Genomic DNA, 15,009 nt, shown 5'->3' on the forward strand with positions numbered 1-15,009 from the left:
CTTCATGGAGGTAATCGCCATCGGCGCGGGAAACCCGCCATCGTTCTTTCGAAACGGCGGAGGAATCGAAAGATTCTCCACGGCGTCATTCCCGCGAGAGCGCAAAACTCTCGGAAATGAATTCAATCCGGGTCAGGAAAACTGAAGGTTCTAATTAGCGACTCGGTCCGGCGCACCCGATATCCGTCATGTCGGCGAAGGCCGGCATGACGAGGGTGAGGTGGTGCGACGAGGTGAGGTAATCGACGCGGGCGTGGCAAAATCGCTACGCGGTTTCGCCGGCCGTGCTCAGCCCAGTTCGCGCTGCAGCCAGGCGCGGGCGGTGGCCCAGTCGCGTTGCACGGTGCGCTCGGACAGGTTAAGCGCCTCGGCGGTTTCCTGTTCGCTGTAGCCGGCGAAGAAACGGCATTCGACGATCTCGGCCAGCCGCGGCGAGCGTTGGGCCAGATCCTGCAGCGCGTCGTTGACGGCCAGCACTTGTTCTTCGTTGGCGATGGCGACGTCGTGTTCGTCGGTCAACGGCACCCGTTGCAGGTCGCCGCCGCGCTTGAGCCGCATCTGCGCGCGCACCCGTTCGACCAGGATGCGCCGCATCGCGATCGCGGCCACCGCCAGGAAGTGGCCGCGGGTGCTGAAGCCGGGCGAGCTGGCCAGGCGCAGGTAAAGTTCGCTGACCAGCGCGGTGGTGGCCAGGGTGTCGCCGCCGGACAGCCGGCGGCGTTCGCGGTGAGCGCTGCGGCGCAGTTCCTCGTACAGCAGCGGGATCAACTCGCCGACCGCTTCGAGCATCGCCGGCGTGCGTCTTGCATCAAGCGTATCTGGCCTGCTTTCCACGATCGCGGATGACTCATCCATGTACGGCACCTGTCGTTCGAAGCGAAGCGCGCTGGTTCCGTCGAAACCCGGCCAAGTGGCTGACCGTACTGACAAACCGCAGCCATTGTGCGACAAACGAGCTGGTTTGGCATGTCGAGGGGATTTGCCGGACTTCCGCCGATGGCGGTTTTTGCCGCTGCACGGCGATTGCGATATCGACGGATCGAACATCGACGGCAGGCAGCGCGGCAGGGGGAGTGGCGTGGATCCGCAATCGAACAAGCTGCTGTGGGAACGCATCGAAACGCTGTTCCCCGACGTGCTGGCGTTGTCGCCGACGCGGCGGCCGGCGTTTCTCGATCGTCACTGCGCCGGCGCGCCGGCCTTGCGCGCCGAGCTGGAATCGCTGTTGCGCGCCGCCGAAGGCGAGTCCTGCCTGGACCGGCCACTGAACCTGGATGCATCCCCGGTCGCCGACCCGCCCGCGCCGCTGCATGCGGACGAACAGCTGGATGCGTGGCGCATCGTGCGCCTGCTCGGCCGTGGCGGCATGGGCGAGGTTTACCTGGCCGAGCGGGTCGAAGGTGGTTTTGCGCAGACCGCCGCGATCAAGCGCCTGCGCGTGGACGCGATCGACCATGCCGAACGCTTCGATGCCGAACGCAACATCCTGGCCCAGCTGGATCATCCGCACATCGCGCGCCTGCTCGGCGGCGGCATCAGCGCCGACGGTCGCGCCTGGATGGCGATGGAGTATGTCGAGGGCGAAAACCTCACCGAATATTGCCGCACGCATGCGCTGGATCTGGCCGGACGGGTGGCACTGTTCGAGCAGGTCTGCTCGGCGGTGGCCTATGCCCATGCGCACCTGGTGGTGCATCGCGACCTGAAGCCATCGAACATCCTGGTCACCAGCGAGGGCCAGGCCAAGCTGCTGGATTTCGGCATCGCCAAGCTGCTCGATCACGGCGACGACGCGCACCTCACCCGCACCGCGCCGCTGACCCCGGACCACGCCGCGCCCGAGCAGCTCGAAGGCGGCGCGGCGACCACCGCGGTCGACATCTACACACTGGGCGTGCTGCTGTACGAATTGCTGTGCGGACAGCGGCCGTGGGCGTCCGGCAGCACGCCGATCTCGCTGGTGGTCGACCGCCTGCTGCGCGAGGAACCGCCGCCACCCAGCCGCGCCATCGGCGGCAAACGCACGGCGGCGGAGCTGAAGTCGTTGCGCGGCGACCTCGACGCGATCGTCCTGCGTTGCATGCGCAAGTCGCCGTGCAACCGCTACCCCACCGTGGACGCCTTGCGCGAGGACTTGCAGCGCTGGCGCCGGCACCATCCGGTGGAGGCCCGTCGCGGCGCCGCCGGTTATGCCCTGCGCCGCTGGCTGTGGCGGCACCGGCTCGGTCTGGCCGCGACTTGCGTGATATTTGCCGTGCTGCTGGCGGGTCTCGGCGCGGCGTTGTGGCAGGCGAACAAGGCGCAGCACCAGGCGTGGCGTGCCGAGCGGGTGAAGGATCTGGTGTTGACCGCCTTCCGCGAAAACGACCCGCTGTTGCGGCCGGACAACGACCCGCGCACGCCCGCGCAATTGATCGCGGTGGGCGTGGCCAGGGCCGACCAGCAACTGGCCGGCGATCCGGATCTGCACGCCGAACTGCTGGATGATTTTGGCGAGATCCAGCTCAACCTGGGCGATCTCGAAGGTGGTCGCGCCACCTTGCAGCGCGCGCTGGCGCAGCGGCAGCAGCGCTATCGCGGCGACCACGTGCTGATCGCCGCAACCCTGCGCAAGCTGGCCTTCGCCTACCAGCTCGAAGGTCGCAACGACGACGTGCTGGCCACCACCAACCAGGCACTGGCGATGCTCGATCGCCTGGGCCAGAGCCAGTCGGTGGAGGCGGCCCGGCTCAAGATCAGCAAGGGCCTGGTGCTGATCACCCGCAAGCGGCGCGCGGACGGGCTGCAGATGCAGCGTGAAGCGCAGCAGGTGCTGGAGCAGAAGCTGGGCCGCAACGATCCGCTGACTGTGTTGGCGCTCTACCGCGTCGGCCAGGCGCTGGAGCAATTGCGGCGCGATGCGGAGGCCGAAACGGTCATGCGCGACGCCGTGCAGCGGCTGGAAACATCCGTCGGCACCGATTCGGCGCAGCTGATCCGGCCACTGAACATGCTGGCCGACATCCTGCGCCGCACGGCGCCCGACCGGGCCGACGCCGTCTACGATCGCGCCATCGCGCTGACCCGCCGCTACTTCCCCGGGCGCAGCCAGCAGTTGTCCAGGCTGCTGAATACGCAGGCCAACATGCACCGCATGCAAAACCATCTGCCGCGGGCGGAGGCCTTGTTCAAAGAGGCCGAAGCCGCCCTGCTGCCCACGGCGACGGCGGAGCATGCGCAACTGCTGGCCAGTCGCGGGCAGATGTATCTGCAAATGGATCGGCTGGCCGAAGCGGAGCGCGACCTGCATCAATCCTTCCTGCTGCGCCGCGAAAGCCTGGGCGAGAACAGCGGGCTGACCTGGTACGGCGCCGCGCTGTGGGGTCGCGCGCTGCGCCGGTCGGGCCGGCTGGAGCAGGCCGAGCAGGTACAACGTGATGCGCTGAGCCGGTTGCAGCAGATCATGGGTGCGGACGCCTACCAGAACGTGCTGCTGCTGGATGCGCTGGTCGAGACCCTGGATGCGCGCGACAAGCACGCCGAGGCGATCAGCCTGGCGCGTCGTTCGCTGACGCTGACCGGCAAGACGTATCCATCCATCCATGCGCTGGTCGCCGACCGCAACCAGCGACTGGCCAGCGTGCTGGCCCATGCGCCGGGTGCCGAAGCCCACGCCGAGGCCACCACCCGCTGCGATCAGGCCATCGACATCTACCGGCAGACCGCGCCCTCGCCCGCGGTATACCTCGATGTCCTGCTCAGCTGTGCCGAGGTGAACCTCGCCCTGAAAGACCGCACCGGTGCCCACGGCAAACTGCAGCAGGCGCTGCCCTTGATCAAGGACGAACCGGCCGGCAGCCCGCAACGCAGGCGCGCCGACAAACTGCTGGCCGCCGTGGGTGAGCTGCGCTGAGAGGTTGTGAACTTTTCAACCTCGAAGCCCGACCAAGAATGGTCGGACGCGGATCGGGCACGAGTGCCTGATTCGCGTGAGCACGTCCGGGCATGTACCGGACGTGCGATGGAAGAAAACCACAGGAAGTGGTTTTCTTCACAGGCTCCGAGCCCGCTCAGGCGCCGGCCGGCACCAGCAACAACAGCGCCACGCCGAACGCGATGCGGTAGATCGCGAACGGGGTGAAGGTGTGGCTGCGGATATAGCCGAGCAGCCACTTCACCGCGATGAACGCGACGATGGCCGAGACCACGAAGCCGACCAGCAGGGCGGTCCAGTCCTCGTGCACCGCGCCGCCGTCCTTGACCACCTTCAGCAGTTCGTAGCCGGTGGCCGCGTACATGGTGGGAATGCCGACCAGGAAGGCGAACTCGGTGGCCGCGGCGCGGTTGCTGGTGCCGAACAGCATCGCCGCGAAGATCGTCGCCGCCGAACGCGAGGTGCCGGGGAAGATGCCGGCGATCATCTGCGCGATGCCGACCAGGATCGCCACGCGCCAGGTCACCTCGCTGCGTTCGGGCTGGCGCGCGGCCAGCCGTTCGGCGGCGATCATCCACAGGCCGCCGACCACCAGCGCCCAGGCGATCGGGGTCACCTTCTCCGGCAGCTTGAAACCCAGCTTCACCGCGATGAAGCCGAGCACGGCGGTGATCGCGAAGGCGACGGCCAGCTTCAGCAGGTAGTCGCGGTTGAGCGGATCGCGCCACTGCGTCAGCAGCTGCCAGATCCGCTTCCAGTAAATCAGCGTGACCGCCAGGATCGCGCCGGCCTGGATGCCGATGTTGAACAGGTCCGAGCGGGCGCCCAGCCCGAACTTCTCCGCGATCAGCAGGTGGCCGGTCGAGGAGATCGGCAGGAACTCGGTGATGCCTTCGATGATGCCGAGCAGGATGACGTGGAGCAGATCGATCACGGGTAAGTCCGTTGCGTGGATGGAGTGTGCCGGCCGGCAGCAGGCGCCATAGCTTACGGGTTTTGCCCCCGCGGTGGCGCGCGGCCAGGGGGCGTCGGCATCGAACGCGCAGCGCACTGGAACGGTGCAAAGCCCTCGGGACCGCGCGTGCGACTGGTGCGAATGCCTTATGGCGGAGGGCTCGGCTGCAGCCGGGATCGGGCTGCAGCAAGGCCTGCGCCCGCTGGCACGCGGCTTGCTGAAGCGGCTTGAGGGTCATGCGCGGCGCGACCCGATGAAGATGGATGGACGTCTGGACGTCCATTCGCCGCAAGCCACCAGCGCAAGGGGACGAGTTCATGAGGCGATACGGAATGGCAGTGCGGTTCTTCGCCTCGTCGTGCATGGCGTCGGCCATGGCGCCGGCAGCGGCCGGCGAGGCGCCGGCCAGCCAGTGGGTCGGCAATGCCGGCGTGGTCAGCGACTACCTGTTCCGCGGTATCTCGCAGACCGACCGCAAGCCTGCGCTGCAGGCGGGCGCGGAGTTCGATCACGCCAGTGGCTGGTACGTCGGTGGCTGGGGCAGCAATGTGAGCTGGCTGTCCGATGGCTCGACCACGGCCGCGCCGGTGTCCAGCAGCGTGGAGCTGGATCTCTACGGCGGCTGGCGCGGCAACCTCGGCGGTGACTGGAGCGTCGACCTCGGTGCGTACCGCTACCAGTACCCGGGCAGCTACCCGGCGGGCTACACCCTGCCGAACACCAGCGAGCTGTACGCCGCGCTCGCCTGGAAAAGCCTGTCGCTGAAGTACTCCCACGCACTCACCAACCTGTTCGGCTATGCCGACAGCGAGCACAGCGGCTACGTGGACCTGTCGTGGAACCAGGAGTTCGCGCCGGGCTGGCAGCTCAACGCGCATGCCGGCCACCAGCAGGTGCAGAACGTGCCCGGCGCCTCGTACAGCGACTGGAAGCTGGGCGTGACGCGCAACTTCGCCGGCCACTGGTCGCTGGCGTTGGGCTACTACGACACCAATGCACGCCGCTCCGTCTACACCAACGCACGCGGCCACTACCTGGGCCGCGCCACCACGGTGCTGAGCCTGGCCCGGTCGTTCTGAATCCCGCCACCCGGAGCTGTCCATGAAACTGATCACCAGCATCATCCGCCCGTACAAGCTCGACGAGGTCCGCGATGCGCTGGCGCGCGCTGGCGTGTCGGGCATCACGGTGACCGAGGTCCGCGGCTTCGGCCGCCAGAAGGGTCACACCGAGCTGTATCGGGGCGCCGAGTACGTCGTCGATTTCCTGCCCAAGCTCAAGGTCGAGGTGGTGGTGCCCGACGAACTGCTCGACGCCGTGCTGGAGGAGATCCAGCAGGCCGCGCGCACCGGCAACGTCGGCGACGGCAAGGTCTTCGTCACCGGCGTCGACCAGGTGATCCGCATCCGCACCGGCGAGCTCGACGCCGATGCCCTCTGACCCGCACCGCGTGAGGTTTTCCATGAAAGAAATCAAGTTCCCCCGCGCCCTCGCCGCGGGCCTGGTGCTGGCCCTGCTCGCCCCGATGCTGCATGCCGAGGCCGCCGTGCCGGTGGTCGACAAGGGCGACGTGGCGTGGATGCTCACCTCCACCTTGCTGGTCCTGCTGATGACCGTGCCGGGGCTGGCGCTGTTCTACGGCGGCCTGGTGCGTTCGAAGAACGTGCTGTCGGTGCTGATGCAGGTGATGACAGTGTTCTCGCTGCTGCTGCTGTTGTGGGTGGCCTACGGCTACAGCCTCGCGTTCAGCGGCGGCGGCGCGCTGATCGGCAACTTCGACAAGCTGTTCCTGCACGGCGTCACGAAGGACACGCTGGCCGCCACCTTCAGCGCGGGCGTGGCGTTGCCGGAATACGTGTTCGTGGCGTTCCAGGCCACCTTCGCGGGCATCACCGGTGCGCTGATCGTGGGTTCGTTCGCCGAGCGCATGCGTTTTCGCGCGGTACTGCTGTTCGCGGCGATCTGGTTCACCTTCGCCTACCTGCCGATCGCGCACATGGTCTGGTACGGACCGGACGGCTACCTGTTTGCGAAGGGCGCGCTGGATTTTGCCGGCGGCACGGTGGTGCACATCAACGCGGGCGTGGCCGGTCTGGTCGGCGCCTACCTGGTCGGTCCGCGACTGGGTTTTGGCCGCGAGCCGATGAAGCCGCACAACGTGACCTTCACCATGATCGGCGCGGCGCTGCTGTGGGTGGGCTGGTTCGGCTTCAACGCCGGTTCCAACCTGGAAGCGAACGCGGGCGCGGCGCTGGCCTTCATCAACACCTTGCTGGCCGCGGCGGCGGCGGTGCTGGCGTGGCTGGCGGTGGAGGCGATCATGCGCGGCCACGCCTCGATGGTCGGCGGCGCCTCCGGCGCGGTGGCCGGCCTGGTCGGCATCACCCCGGCCTGCGGCACGGTGGGTCCGATGGGTGCGATCGTGATCGGGGCGCTGGCCAGTGTCTGCTGCGTGTGGGGCGTCACCGGCCTGAAGCGCCTGTTGCGGGCGGATGACGCGCTGGATGTGTTCGGCGTACACGGCATCGGCGGCATCGTGGGCGCGCTGCTGACCGGCGTGTTCACCGCACCGGCGCTGGGCGGCACCGGTGCAGCAGGCTTTTCGATCGCCCACCAGCTCGGCGTGCAGGCGCTGGGCGTGGGCATCACCGTGGCGTGGAGCGGGCTGGTCTCGATACTGGCCTGGTTCGCGGTCAAGGCCGTGTTTGGCCTGCGCGTCCCCGGCGATGCCGAGCGCGAGGGGCTGGACATCACCACCCACGGCGAAAGCGCCTACGATGTCTGAGCTGGCCGGCCGGCCCGGATGAGTGTCAGTATTGGTGCAACAGCCCAAAGCCGTTGCACCAATACGCTGCATCCGGGTGTGCCCGGAATACCAGGGACGCCCGCCAGGCCTTGTCCCGCAAGGATTCCGGCCATTGGCACGGTGCTTGCTCAAATCCGTCCATCATCCATCGCCGAGGTTGTTCCATGTCCGCCAACAAAGTGCTCGACCTGATCCAGGAACACGAGGTCGAGTTCGTCGACTTCCGTTTCGCCGACATGCTCGGCGTGCACCACCACGTCACCTTCCCGGCCCACGCGATCGACGAGTCGACCTTCGAAGACGGCAAGATGTTCGACGGCTCCTCGATCACCGGCTGGAAGGGCATCAACGAATCGGACATGGTGCTGCTGCCCGATCCTGACACCGCCCATCTCGATCCGTTCAGCGCGCACGTGCAGTTGATCCTGCATTGCGACGTGCTGGAGCCGTCGACCATGCAGGCCTACGGCCGCGACCCGCGCTCGATCGCCAAGCGCGGCGAGGCGTTCCTGAAATCCACCGGCATCGCCGACACCGCGTTCTTCGGCCCCGAGCCCGAGTTCTTCATCTTCGACTCCGTGCGCTGGCAGAACGACCCGGGTCGCGTGTTCTACGAGATCGGTTCGGAAGAAGCGGCGTGGTCGTCGCGCTACAAGTACGACGGCAACAACACCGGCCACCGTCCGGGCGTGAAGGGCGGCTACTTCCCGGTCAGCCCGGTCGACTCGCTGGGCGACCTGCGCGCGGACATGTGCAAGGTGCTCGAATCGCTCGGCCAGGTGGTCGAAGTGCATCACCACGAAGTGGCGAACGCGGGCCAGTGCGAGATCGGCGTGAAGTTCAACACGCTGGTAAAGAAGGCCGACGAGCTGATGACGATGAAGTACGTCATCAAGAACGTGGCGCACCAGAACGGCAAGACCGTCACCTTCATGCCCAAGCCGCTTGTCGGCGACAACGGCAGCGGCATGCACGTGCACCAGTCGCTGGCCAAGAACGGCGAGAACCTGTTCGCGGGCGACCTGTACGGCGGGCTGTCGCAGACGGCGCTGTGGTACATCGGCGGCATCTTCAAGCACGCCCGCGCGATCAACGCGTTCGCCAACTCCACCACCAACAGCTACAAGCGCCTGGTGCCGGGCTTCGAGGCGCCGGTGATGCTGGCCTACTCGGCGCGCAATCGTTCCGCGAGCTGCCGCATCCCGTACGTGGCCAGCCCCAAGGGCCGCCGCATCGAGGTGCGTTTCCCCGATCCGATGAACTCCGGCTACCTGGTGTTCACCGCGCTGATGATGGCCGGCCTGGACGGCATCATCAACAAGATCGACCCGGGCGCGCCGGCCGACAAGGACCTCTACGACCTGCCGCCGGAAGAGGAGAAGAACATCCCGCAGGTCTGCTCCAGCCTCGACGCCGCGCTGGAAGCGCTGGACAAGGACCGCGAGTTCCTGAAAGCCGGCGGCGTGTTCACCGACGACTTCATCGACGCCTACATCGAGGTGAAGATGAAGGAAGTCACCAAATACCGCGCCAGCACCCATCCGCTGGAATTCCAGATGTACTACTCGCTCTGAGCGAGGCTGGCGAGTGTCGAAAAAAGCGGGCGCTGCGGCGCCCGTTTTTTTTGGGAACGATGCGGCTGCCCGCGACTGGCCGACCGAGCCTCGTGACGCCGGAGTCCAGCGGTCAGTAGCCCACCGTGAAGCGTCGCCGCGAGTGCTTCGGGGTTTCCAGTTCATCGACGAGGGCGATCGCATAGTCCTCCATCGAGATCCAGCTTTTGCCGTTCGCATCGCTGAGCAACTGGTCGGTGCCGAGGCGGAACCTGCCGGTGCGCTCGCCGGGGGCGAACTCGGCCGACGGCGACAGGAAGGCCCAGTCCAGTTCGTGCTCGCCGCGCAAGGCATCGAGGAAGCGGCGGCCGCCTTCGGCCTCCGGCCGATAGGCCGCGGGAAAACCGGGCGCGTCGAGCAGCATGTGGCCCGGCGCCACCTCCAGCGTGGCGGCGCCGCCGACTACCAGCAGCCGCATGACCCCGGCCTGTTTTACCGTGGCGAGCAACGCGGCAGCGTCGGTGCTGGCGAACTTCAGCGCACTGATCACCGCGTCGTGGCCGGCCAGCAGCGGCGCCAGTTGCGCGGGCTGGCCGGCGTCGGCGTTCTTCAACACCAGACCCGGCTGGCCGGCCAGCTTGCCGGTGTCGCGGGCGATGCCGGTGACGCGATGGCCACGGCGCAGCAGTTCGGTCAGCAGGCGCGAGCCGACGCGTCCGCTGACGCCAAGCAAGACGATGTTCATGATGGTTTTCCTGTGCCGGCCATGCGCGGTTTGCCGATGGCGCCGCGTCGATGATCACGCGAGACTAACGCCGCCAATGTAAGCAATGCGTGGATGACGGACACAGATGGACGCCGCAATGCCAGACCGGAATAGTTCGCCCCGGATGCCGACCATCTTCTTCGGCCACGGCAATCCGATGAACGCGCTGCACGAGAACGACTGGAGCCGCGGCTGGGCCGCGATCGGCCAGCGCCTGCCGCGCCCGCGCGCGGTGCTGTCGGTGTCGGCGCACTGGTACTTGCCGGCCACCTTGCTCACCGCGATGGCCAGGCCGCGCACGATCCACGATTTCGGCGGCTTCCCGCGCGAGCTGTTCGAGGTGCAATATCCGGCGCCGGGCGACCTCGACCTGGTGCATCGCGTGCGCGAACTGCTGCAGCCGCTGGACGTGGAGGAGGACCGCTCATGGGGGCTGGACCACGGCACCTGGTCGGTGCTGCGCCACGTCTATCCCGACGCCGACGTGCCGGTGGTGCAGCTGTCCATCGACGAGTCGCAGCCGCCGGCGTTCCACTACGGCCTGGGCCGATTGCTGCGGCCGCTGCGCGACGAAGGCATCCTGCTGATCGGCAGTGGCGACGTGGTGCACAACCTGCACGCCTATGCGTGGGGCCGGCATCCGGCCGAGCCGTTCGACTGGGCGCTGCGCTTCGAGGCGAAGGCGCGCGAGCTGATGCTGCAGGGCGACCATCACGCGCTGGTGGATTACCCCGCGCTGGGCCGCGATGCCGAACTGTCGATCCCCACGCCGGACCATTACCTGCCGTTGCTGTACGTGCTCGGCGCCAGCGACGAAAGCGATGCGGTGAGCTTTCCGGTCGAAGGCATGGATGGCGGCTCGATCTCGATGCTGAGCGTGCAGTTCGGCTGAGTCGTCCGCCGAGGGGATCAGTCGCCGGCGCCGTTCGCCAGCCACGCCCGCGCGGCCACCATCAGCGTCTGCACGCCGGTTTCCAGGGTTGGATGCAGCACCGGCAGGAAGCGGGGGTTGTGGTTGGTGGGGATCTCGTTGAGGCGATTTTCCGCCTTCGCCTTCGCGTAGATTTCCGGATCGGTGCCGCCGACGAACCAGAACACCGACGGCACGCCCCATTCGGCGCCGAACGAACCGAAGTCCTCGCTGGCCGAGGTCGGGCCGGTCTGGTGGACGCGTTCGGCGCCAAAATGGCGGCGGAAAGCCTCGGCCACCGTGGTGGTCGCTGCCTCGTCGTTGCTCACCAGCGAATAATTGTCGAGCGGGGTGATCTCCGGTGGGCGCGGCGCGCCCGACGCAGCCGCCTCGGCGTTGACGATGCGGGTGATCGCGGCGAGCACGCGCGTGCGCACGCCTTCGTCGAAGGTGCGCACGTTGAGCTTGATCACCGCCTCGTCGGGGATCACGTTTTCCTTGGTGCCGGCCTGCAGCGAACCGATGGTGAGCACCGCCGCCTCGGTCGGCGAGAGCTCGCGCGCCACGATGGTCTGCAGGCGCAGCACGGTGGCCGCCGCCATCACCACCGGATCGATGCTGGCCTGCGGCATCGAGCCGTGCGCGCCGCGGCCGAACAGGCGGATCTGCAGGCTGTCGGCGGCCGAGGTGATCACCCCCTTGCGCCCGCCGATCGCGCCGGCCGGGCCGACCATCACGTGCTGGCCGAGCACCACGGCGGGTTTGGGAAAGCGCTGGAACAGGCCGTCGTCGATCATCGCCTGGGCGCCTTCGGCGGTCTCTTCCGCGGGCTGGAACACCGCCATCAAGGTGCCGCGCCACGTGTCCCGCGTCTGTGCCATCAAGGTGGTGGCGCCGACCAGCCAGGCGACATGCATGTCGTGGCCGCAGGCGTGCATCACCGGCACGGTGTTGCCTTCGTGGTCCGTAGCCGTGAGCCTGCTGGCGTACGCTGCACCGGTCGCTTCCTCGACCGGCAGCGCATCCATGTCCGCGCGCAGCATCACTACCGGTCCGTCGCCGTTGCGCAGCAAGCCGACCACGCCGGTCTTGCCGACGCCGGTGGTCACTTCATAACCGGCCTTGCGCAACTGCTCGGCGGCCAGACCCGCGGTGCGGGTCTCCTGCATCGAGAGTTCGGGATGCGCGTGAATGTCGGTGTACAGCGCTTCCAGTTGCGGCAGCAGATCCTGCAGGTTGCCGGGCAGGGATTCGGTGGCAGGTGTCGTCGGTTTCTCGTTCATGGCCCGGGTTCCTTGGTCGATCGTTGAAAGCTACTCCACGGTGATCCTTCGCAGGTGAGGGCGGCACGCCCTGATCAATGGCATTGCACCAAAGAGGAACATTGTCCATGATGGTGCAATGAACGAACTGGTGTGGCGAACGTGGGCGGAGCAGATGGCGACCGGGCTGGTGCTGGTCGATCCGGAGCTGCGCCTGCGCTGGGTCAATCCGGCGCTGACCGAATGGCTGGAGCTGGGCTTGCGCAGTCCGCTGGGGCAGCCGCTCGACGTGCTGCTTGGTGAGGCGCCGGAAGCCCTGGCGCAGGCAGCCAGGGTGCTGGCCGAGCAGCGGCCGACGCAGTGCCGCGGCGTGCCGCTGACCGCGACCAACGGGCGCGAGATCCGGGCGGACATCGCCCTGCAGCCGTTCGACGACGGCCTGCTGCTGGAAGTGCATGCGCTGGCCGACCCCCCGGCGAGCAGTTCGCCGCTGTCGGCGACCCTGCGTGGTTTCGCCCACGAGGTGAAGAATCCGCTGGCCGGCCTGCGCGGTGCGGCGCAGCTGCTGCAGCGCCGGGTCGACAGCGACGACCTGCGTGCGCTGGCCGGGCTGATCATCGACGAGGCCGACCGACTCGGCGTGCTGGCCAATCGACTGCTGCATCACGACGGCGCGCCCCAGCTCGGCCCGGTCAACATCCATCGCTTGCTGGAACGCCTGTGCGACCTGCTGCAGGCGGAACCCGCGCCGCCCCGGCTGTGTCACGACTACGACCCCAGCGTGCCCGACCTGCTGGGCGACGCCGATCGCCTGCAGCAGCTGCTGTTGAACCTGGCCCGCAACGCGATGGAAGCCGGCGCGCAGACGCTGACCCTGCGCACGCGGATCGAACACGGCCTGCGCGTGGGCGAGCGGATGCTGCGCATGGCCTTGCGCGTGGACGTGATCGACGACGGCGCCGGCGTGCCGACCGCGCTGCGCGACACCCTGTTCCAGCCGCTGGTCTCCGGCCGCGCCGACGGCACCGGCCTGGGCCTGGCGCTGTCGCGCGAGATCGCCCACGAACACGGCGGCGAACTGCGCTGCGCCAGCCGCCCGGGCCACACCGTGTTCTCGCTGTACCTGCCGCTGGAGCGCACCCATGACTGATCCTCGCGCACGCGCTCCGCTCCCTCCCCTGCGCAGCAGGGGAGGGTTGGGGTGGGGTCAGCCCTTGATCTTTCCCGCCCGCCCGAGCAACCCCCTCCCAACCTCCCCCTGCCGGGCAGGGGGAGGAGCACAGCGGACTCGCTGCACGGCTGACGCACGCGTTCCGCTCCCTCCCCTGCGTAGCAGGGGAGGGTTGGGGTGGGGTCAGCTCTTGATCTTCCCCGCCCGCCCGAGCAACCCCCTCCCAACCTCCCCCTGCACGCAGGGGGAGGAGCAAAGCCGCGGCGGAGTAAAGCCATGACAAAAGACATCTGGATCCTCGACGACGACCGCGGCGTGCGCTTCGTGCTGGCCGAGGCCTTGCGCGACGCGGGCCTGGCGGTGCGCGAGTTCGGCGAGGTGGCCGCGGTACGCGCGGCGCTGCAGACGGCACGTCCCGCGCTGCTGCTCACCGACGTGCGCATGCCGGGCGAGGATGGCCTGAGCCTGCTCGGCGAACTGCAGGCGCAGGGCATCGGTCCGGTGATCGTGATGAGCGCGTACACCGACGTGGCCACCACGGCGGCGGCGTATCGCGCCGGTGCGGTCGACTACCTGGCCAAGCCGTTCGACCTCGATCACGCGGTGGCCTCGGTGCAGCGCGCGCTGGCCAGCGTGGCGGCGCCCACCGCGGCCGCCGCCCACACGCTTGCGCCCGGTCATGCGCTGCTGGGCGAAAGCGCGCCGATGCGCGAGGTGTTCCGGCTGATCGGCCGCGTCGCCGCCAGCGACCTCAACGTGCTGGTCACCGGCGAGACCGGCACCGGCAAGGAACTGGTGGCCCGCGCGCTGCACGAGGAAAGCGCGCGCCGCGACCAGGCCTTCGTGGCGTTGAACACCGCGGCGATTCCCAGCGAGCTGCTGGAGAGCGAATTGTTCGGCCACGAGGCCGGCGCATTCACCGGCGCCACCCGCCGCGTCGCCGGCCGCTTCGAGCAGGCCGAGGGCGGCACGCTGTTTCTCGACGAGATCGGCGACATGCCGCTGGTCCTGCAAACCCGGCTCCTGCGCGTGCTGGCCGGCGGCGAGTTCTACCGCGTCGGCGGGCGCGAGCTGATCCGCTGCAACGTGCGCATCGTCGCGGCCACCCACCAGGATCTCGCGGCGCGTGTCGCCGCCGGTGCGTTCCGCGCCGACCTGATGCACCGGCTCGACGTGGTGCGCATCGAGCTGCCGTCGCTGCGCACCCGTCGCGGCGACATCGCGCTGCTGGCCCAGCACTTCCTGGCGGCCACCGCGCAGGAGTTGAAGCTGCCGCCGAAGCGCTTCTCGAAGGCGGCCCTGAAACAGGTCGCCCAGCGCGACTACCCGGGCAACGTGCGCGAGCTGGAAAACCTGTGCCGCCGGCTGGCGGTGATCGCGCCGGGCAGCGAAATCCTGCCGGCCGACCTGGGCACGACGGAAGGCGGCAGCCGCGGCGGCGAATGGACCGACGCGCTGCGCGAGTGGGCCACGCAGGCGCTGGCCGACGGCGAGGCGGACATCCACGCCCGCGCCCGCGAGGCGCTCGACCAGATCCTGCTGCAGGCCGCGCTGCAGGCGCACGAAGGCCATCGGCAGAACGCGGCGCAGGCGCTGGGCGTGGGCCGCAATACGCTGACCCGCAAACTGGGGGCTTCGCGTACGCGGCGGCGCTGAGCCGAATCCCGAACGGG

Annotated in this window: 12 protein-coding genes; 8 read left to right on the forward strand and 4 right to left on the reverse strand. The window is 68.3% G+C overall.

Annotated features, from left to right (window positions below; genetic code table 11):
• Window positions 1-288: 288 nt before the first annotated feature.
• Complete coding sequence (locus tag ASD55_RS00745) at window positions 289-855, reverse strand: ECF-type sigma factor (RefSeq protein ID WP_200946046.1); 567 nt, start codon at window positions 853-855, stop codon at window positions 289-291.
• Window positions 856-1,078: 223 nt separating this feature from the next.
• Between ASD55_RS00745 and ASD55_RS00750 the strand changes: the two genes are divergently transcribed.
• Complete coding sequence (locus tag ASD55_RS00750) at window positions 1,079-3,892, forward strand: serine/threonine-protein kinase (RefSeq protein ID WP_056763006.1); 2,814 nt, start codon at window positions 1,079-1,081, stop codon at window positions 3,890-3,892.
• Between the two features lie 157 nt (window positions 3,893-4,049).
• On the opposite strand, the gene ASD55_RS00755 is transcribed toward ASD55_RS00750, so the two are convergent.
• Window positions 4,050-4,847 (reverse strand): undecaprenyl-diphosphate phosphatase, encoded by a 798-nt coding sequence (locus tag ASD55_RS00755; RefSeq protein WP_082542595.1) that lies wholly within the window; start codon window positions 4,845-4,847, stop codon window positions 4,050-4,052.
• Between the two features lie 353 nt (window positions 4,848-5,200).
• Here ASD55_RS00755 and ASD55_RS00760 point away from each other — a divergent pair, with 353 nt between their 5' ends.
• The 4 genes from ASD55_RS00760 to glnA all read left to right on the forward strand — a co-directional run bounded on the left by ASD55_RS00760 (window position 5,201) and on the right by glnA (window position 9,248).
• Window positions 5,201-5,947 carry a TorF family putative porin gene (locus tag ASD55_RS00760; protein ID WP_157598715.1) on the forward strand — a complete coding sequence of 249 codons (747 nt, stop codon included), beginning with the start codon at window positions 5,201-5,203 and terminating at the stop codon, window positions 5,945-5,947.
• Window positions 5,948-5,969: 22 nt separating this feature from the next.
• Window positions 5,970-6,308 carry a P-II family nitrogen regulator gene (locus ASD55_RS00765; RefSeq protein WP_056763009.1) on the forward strand — a complete coding sequence of 113 codons (339 nt, stop codon included), beginning with the start codon at window positions 5,970-5,972 and terminating at the stop codon, window positions 6,306-6,308.
• Window positions 6,309-6,330: 22 nt separating this feature from the next.
• Window positions 6,331-7,653: an ammonium transporter gene (locus tag ASD55_RS00770; protein WP_056763010.1), complete on the forward strand. Its 1,323-nt coding sequence runs from the start codon at window positions 6,331-6,333 to the stop codon at window positions 7,651-7,653.
• Window positions 7,654-7,838: 185 nt separating this feature from the next.
• On the forward strand, window positions 7,839-9,248 hold the full coding sequence (glnA, locus tag ASD55_RS00775) for a type I glutamate--ammonia ligase (protein ID WP_056763012.1): 1,410 nt from the start codon (window positions 7,839-7,841) through the stop codon (window positions 9,246-9,248).
• Between the two features lie 112 nt (window positions 9,249-9,360).
• Here glnA and ASD55_RS00780 read toward each other — a convergent pair whose 3' ends face one another.
• On the reverse strand, window positions 9,361-9,972 hold the full coding sequence (locus ASD55_RS00780) for an NAD(P)-dependent oxidoreductase (RefSeq protein WP_056763014.1): 612 nt from the start codon (window positions 9,970-9,972) through the stop codon (window positions 9,361-9,363).
• 145 nt (window positions 9,973-10,117) lie between these two features.
• On the opposite strand from ASD55_RS00780, the gene ygiD reads away from it, so the two are divergent.
• Window positions 10,118-10,885, forward strand: coding sequence for a 4,5-DOPA dioxygenase extradiol (ygiD, locus tag ASD55_RS00785; protein WP_157598717.1), 768 nt, complete (start codon window positions 10,118-10,120; stop codon window positions 10,883-10,885).
• Window positions 10,886-10,902: 17 nt separating this feature from the next.
• Here the strand turns inward: ygiD and ASD55_RS00790 are convergent, their stop codons facing one another.
• Window positions 10,903-12,186, reverse strand: a complete 1,284-nt coding sequence (locus ASD55_RS00790) for a M20 family metallopeptidase (RefSeq protein WP_056763016.1) — start codon at window positions 12,184-12,186, stop codon at window positions 10,903-10,905.
• 118 nt (window positions 12,187-12,304) lie between these two features.
• On the opposite strand from ASD55_RS00790, the gene ASD55_RS00795 reads away from it, so the two are divergent.
• Window positions 12,305-13,315, forward strand: a complete 1,011-nt coding sequence (locus tag ASD55_RS00795; protein WP_056763017.1) for an ATP-binding protein — start codon at window positions 12,305-12,307, stop codon at window positions 13,313-13,315.
• A 297-nt stretch (window positions 13,316-13,612) separates the two neighbouring features.
• The gene (gene ntrC / locus ASD55_RS00800) at window positions 13,613-14,992 is read left to right on the forward strand and encodes a nitrogen regulation protein NR(I) (RefSeq protein WP_056763019.1); all 1,380 of its coding nucleotides are present in this window, start codon (window positions 13,613-13,615) and stop codon (window positions 14,990-14,992) included.
• Window positions 14,993-15,009: the final 17 nt, after the last annotated feature.

Origin of the sequence: Rhodanobacter sp. Root561 (assembly GCF_001427365.1) — a bacterium.
Classification (GTDB): domain Bacteria; phylum Pseudomonadota; class Gammaproteobacteria; order Xanthomonadales; family Rhodanobacteraceae; genus Rhodanobacter.

Coding starts and splice junctions, on each gene's coding strand:
- ASD55_RS00745 (WP_200946046.1), bottom strand. CDS start 855: ATGGATGAGTCATCCGCGATCGTGGAAAGCAGGCCAGATACGCTTGAT.
- ASD55_RS00760 (WP_157598715.1), top strand. CDS start 5,201: ATGGCAGTGCGGTTCTTCGCCTCGTCGTGCATGGCGTCGGCCATGGCG.
- ASD55_RS00765 (WP_056763009.1), top strand. CDS start 5,970: ATGAAACTGATCACCAGCATCATCCGCCCGTACAAGCTCGACGAGGTC.
- ASD55_RS00770 (WP_056763010.1), top strand. CDS start 6,331: ATGAAAGAAATCAAGTTCCCCCGCGCCCTCGCCGCGGGCCTGGTGCTG.
- glnA (WP_056763012.1), top strand. CDS start 7,839: ATGTCCGCCAACAAAGTGCTCGACCTGATCCAGGAACACGAGGTCGAG.
- ASD55_RS00780 (WP_056763014.1), bottom strand. CDS start 9,972: ATGAACATCGTCTTGCTTGGCGTCAGCGGACGCGTCGGCTCGCGCCTG.
- ygiD (WP_157598717.1), top strand. CDS start 10,118: ATGCCGACCATCTTCTTCGGCCACGGCAATCCGATGAACGCGCTGCAC.
- ASD55_RS00790 (WP_056763016.1), bottom strand. CDS start 12,186: ATGAACGAGAAACCGACGACACCTGCCACCGAATCCCTGCCCGGCAAC.
- ASD55_RS00795 (WP_056763017.1), top strand. CDS start 12,305: ATGAACGAACTGGTGTGGCGAACGTGGGCGGAGCAGATGGCGACCGGG.
- ntrC (WP_056763019.1), top strand. CDS start 13,613: ATGACAAAAGACATCTGGATCCTCGACGACGACCGCGGCGTGCGCTTC.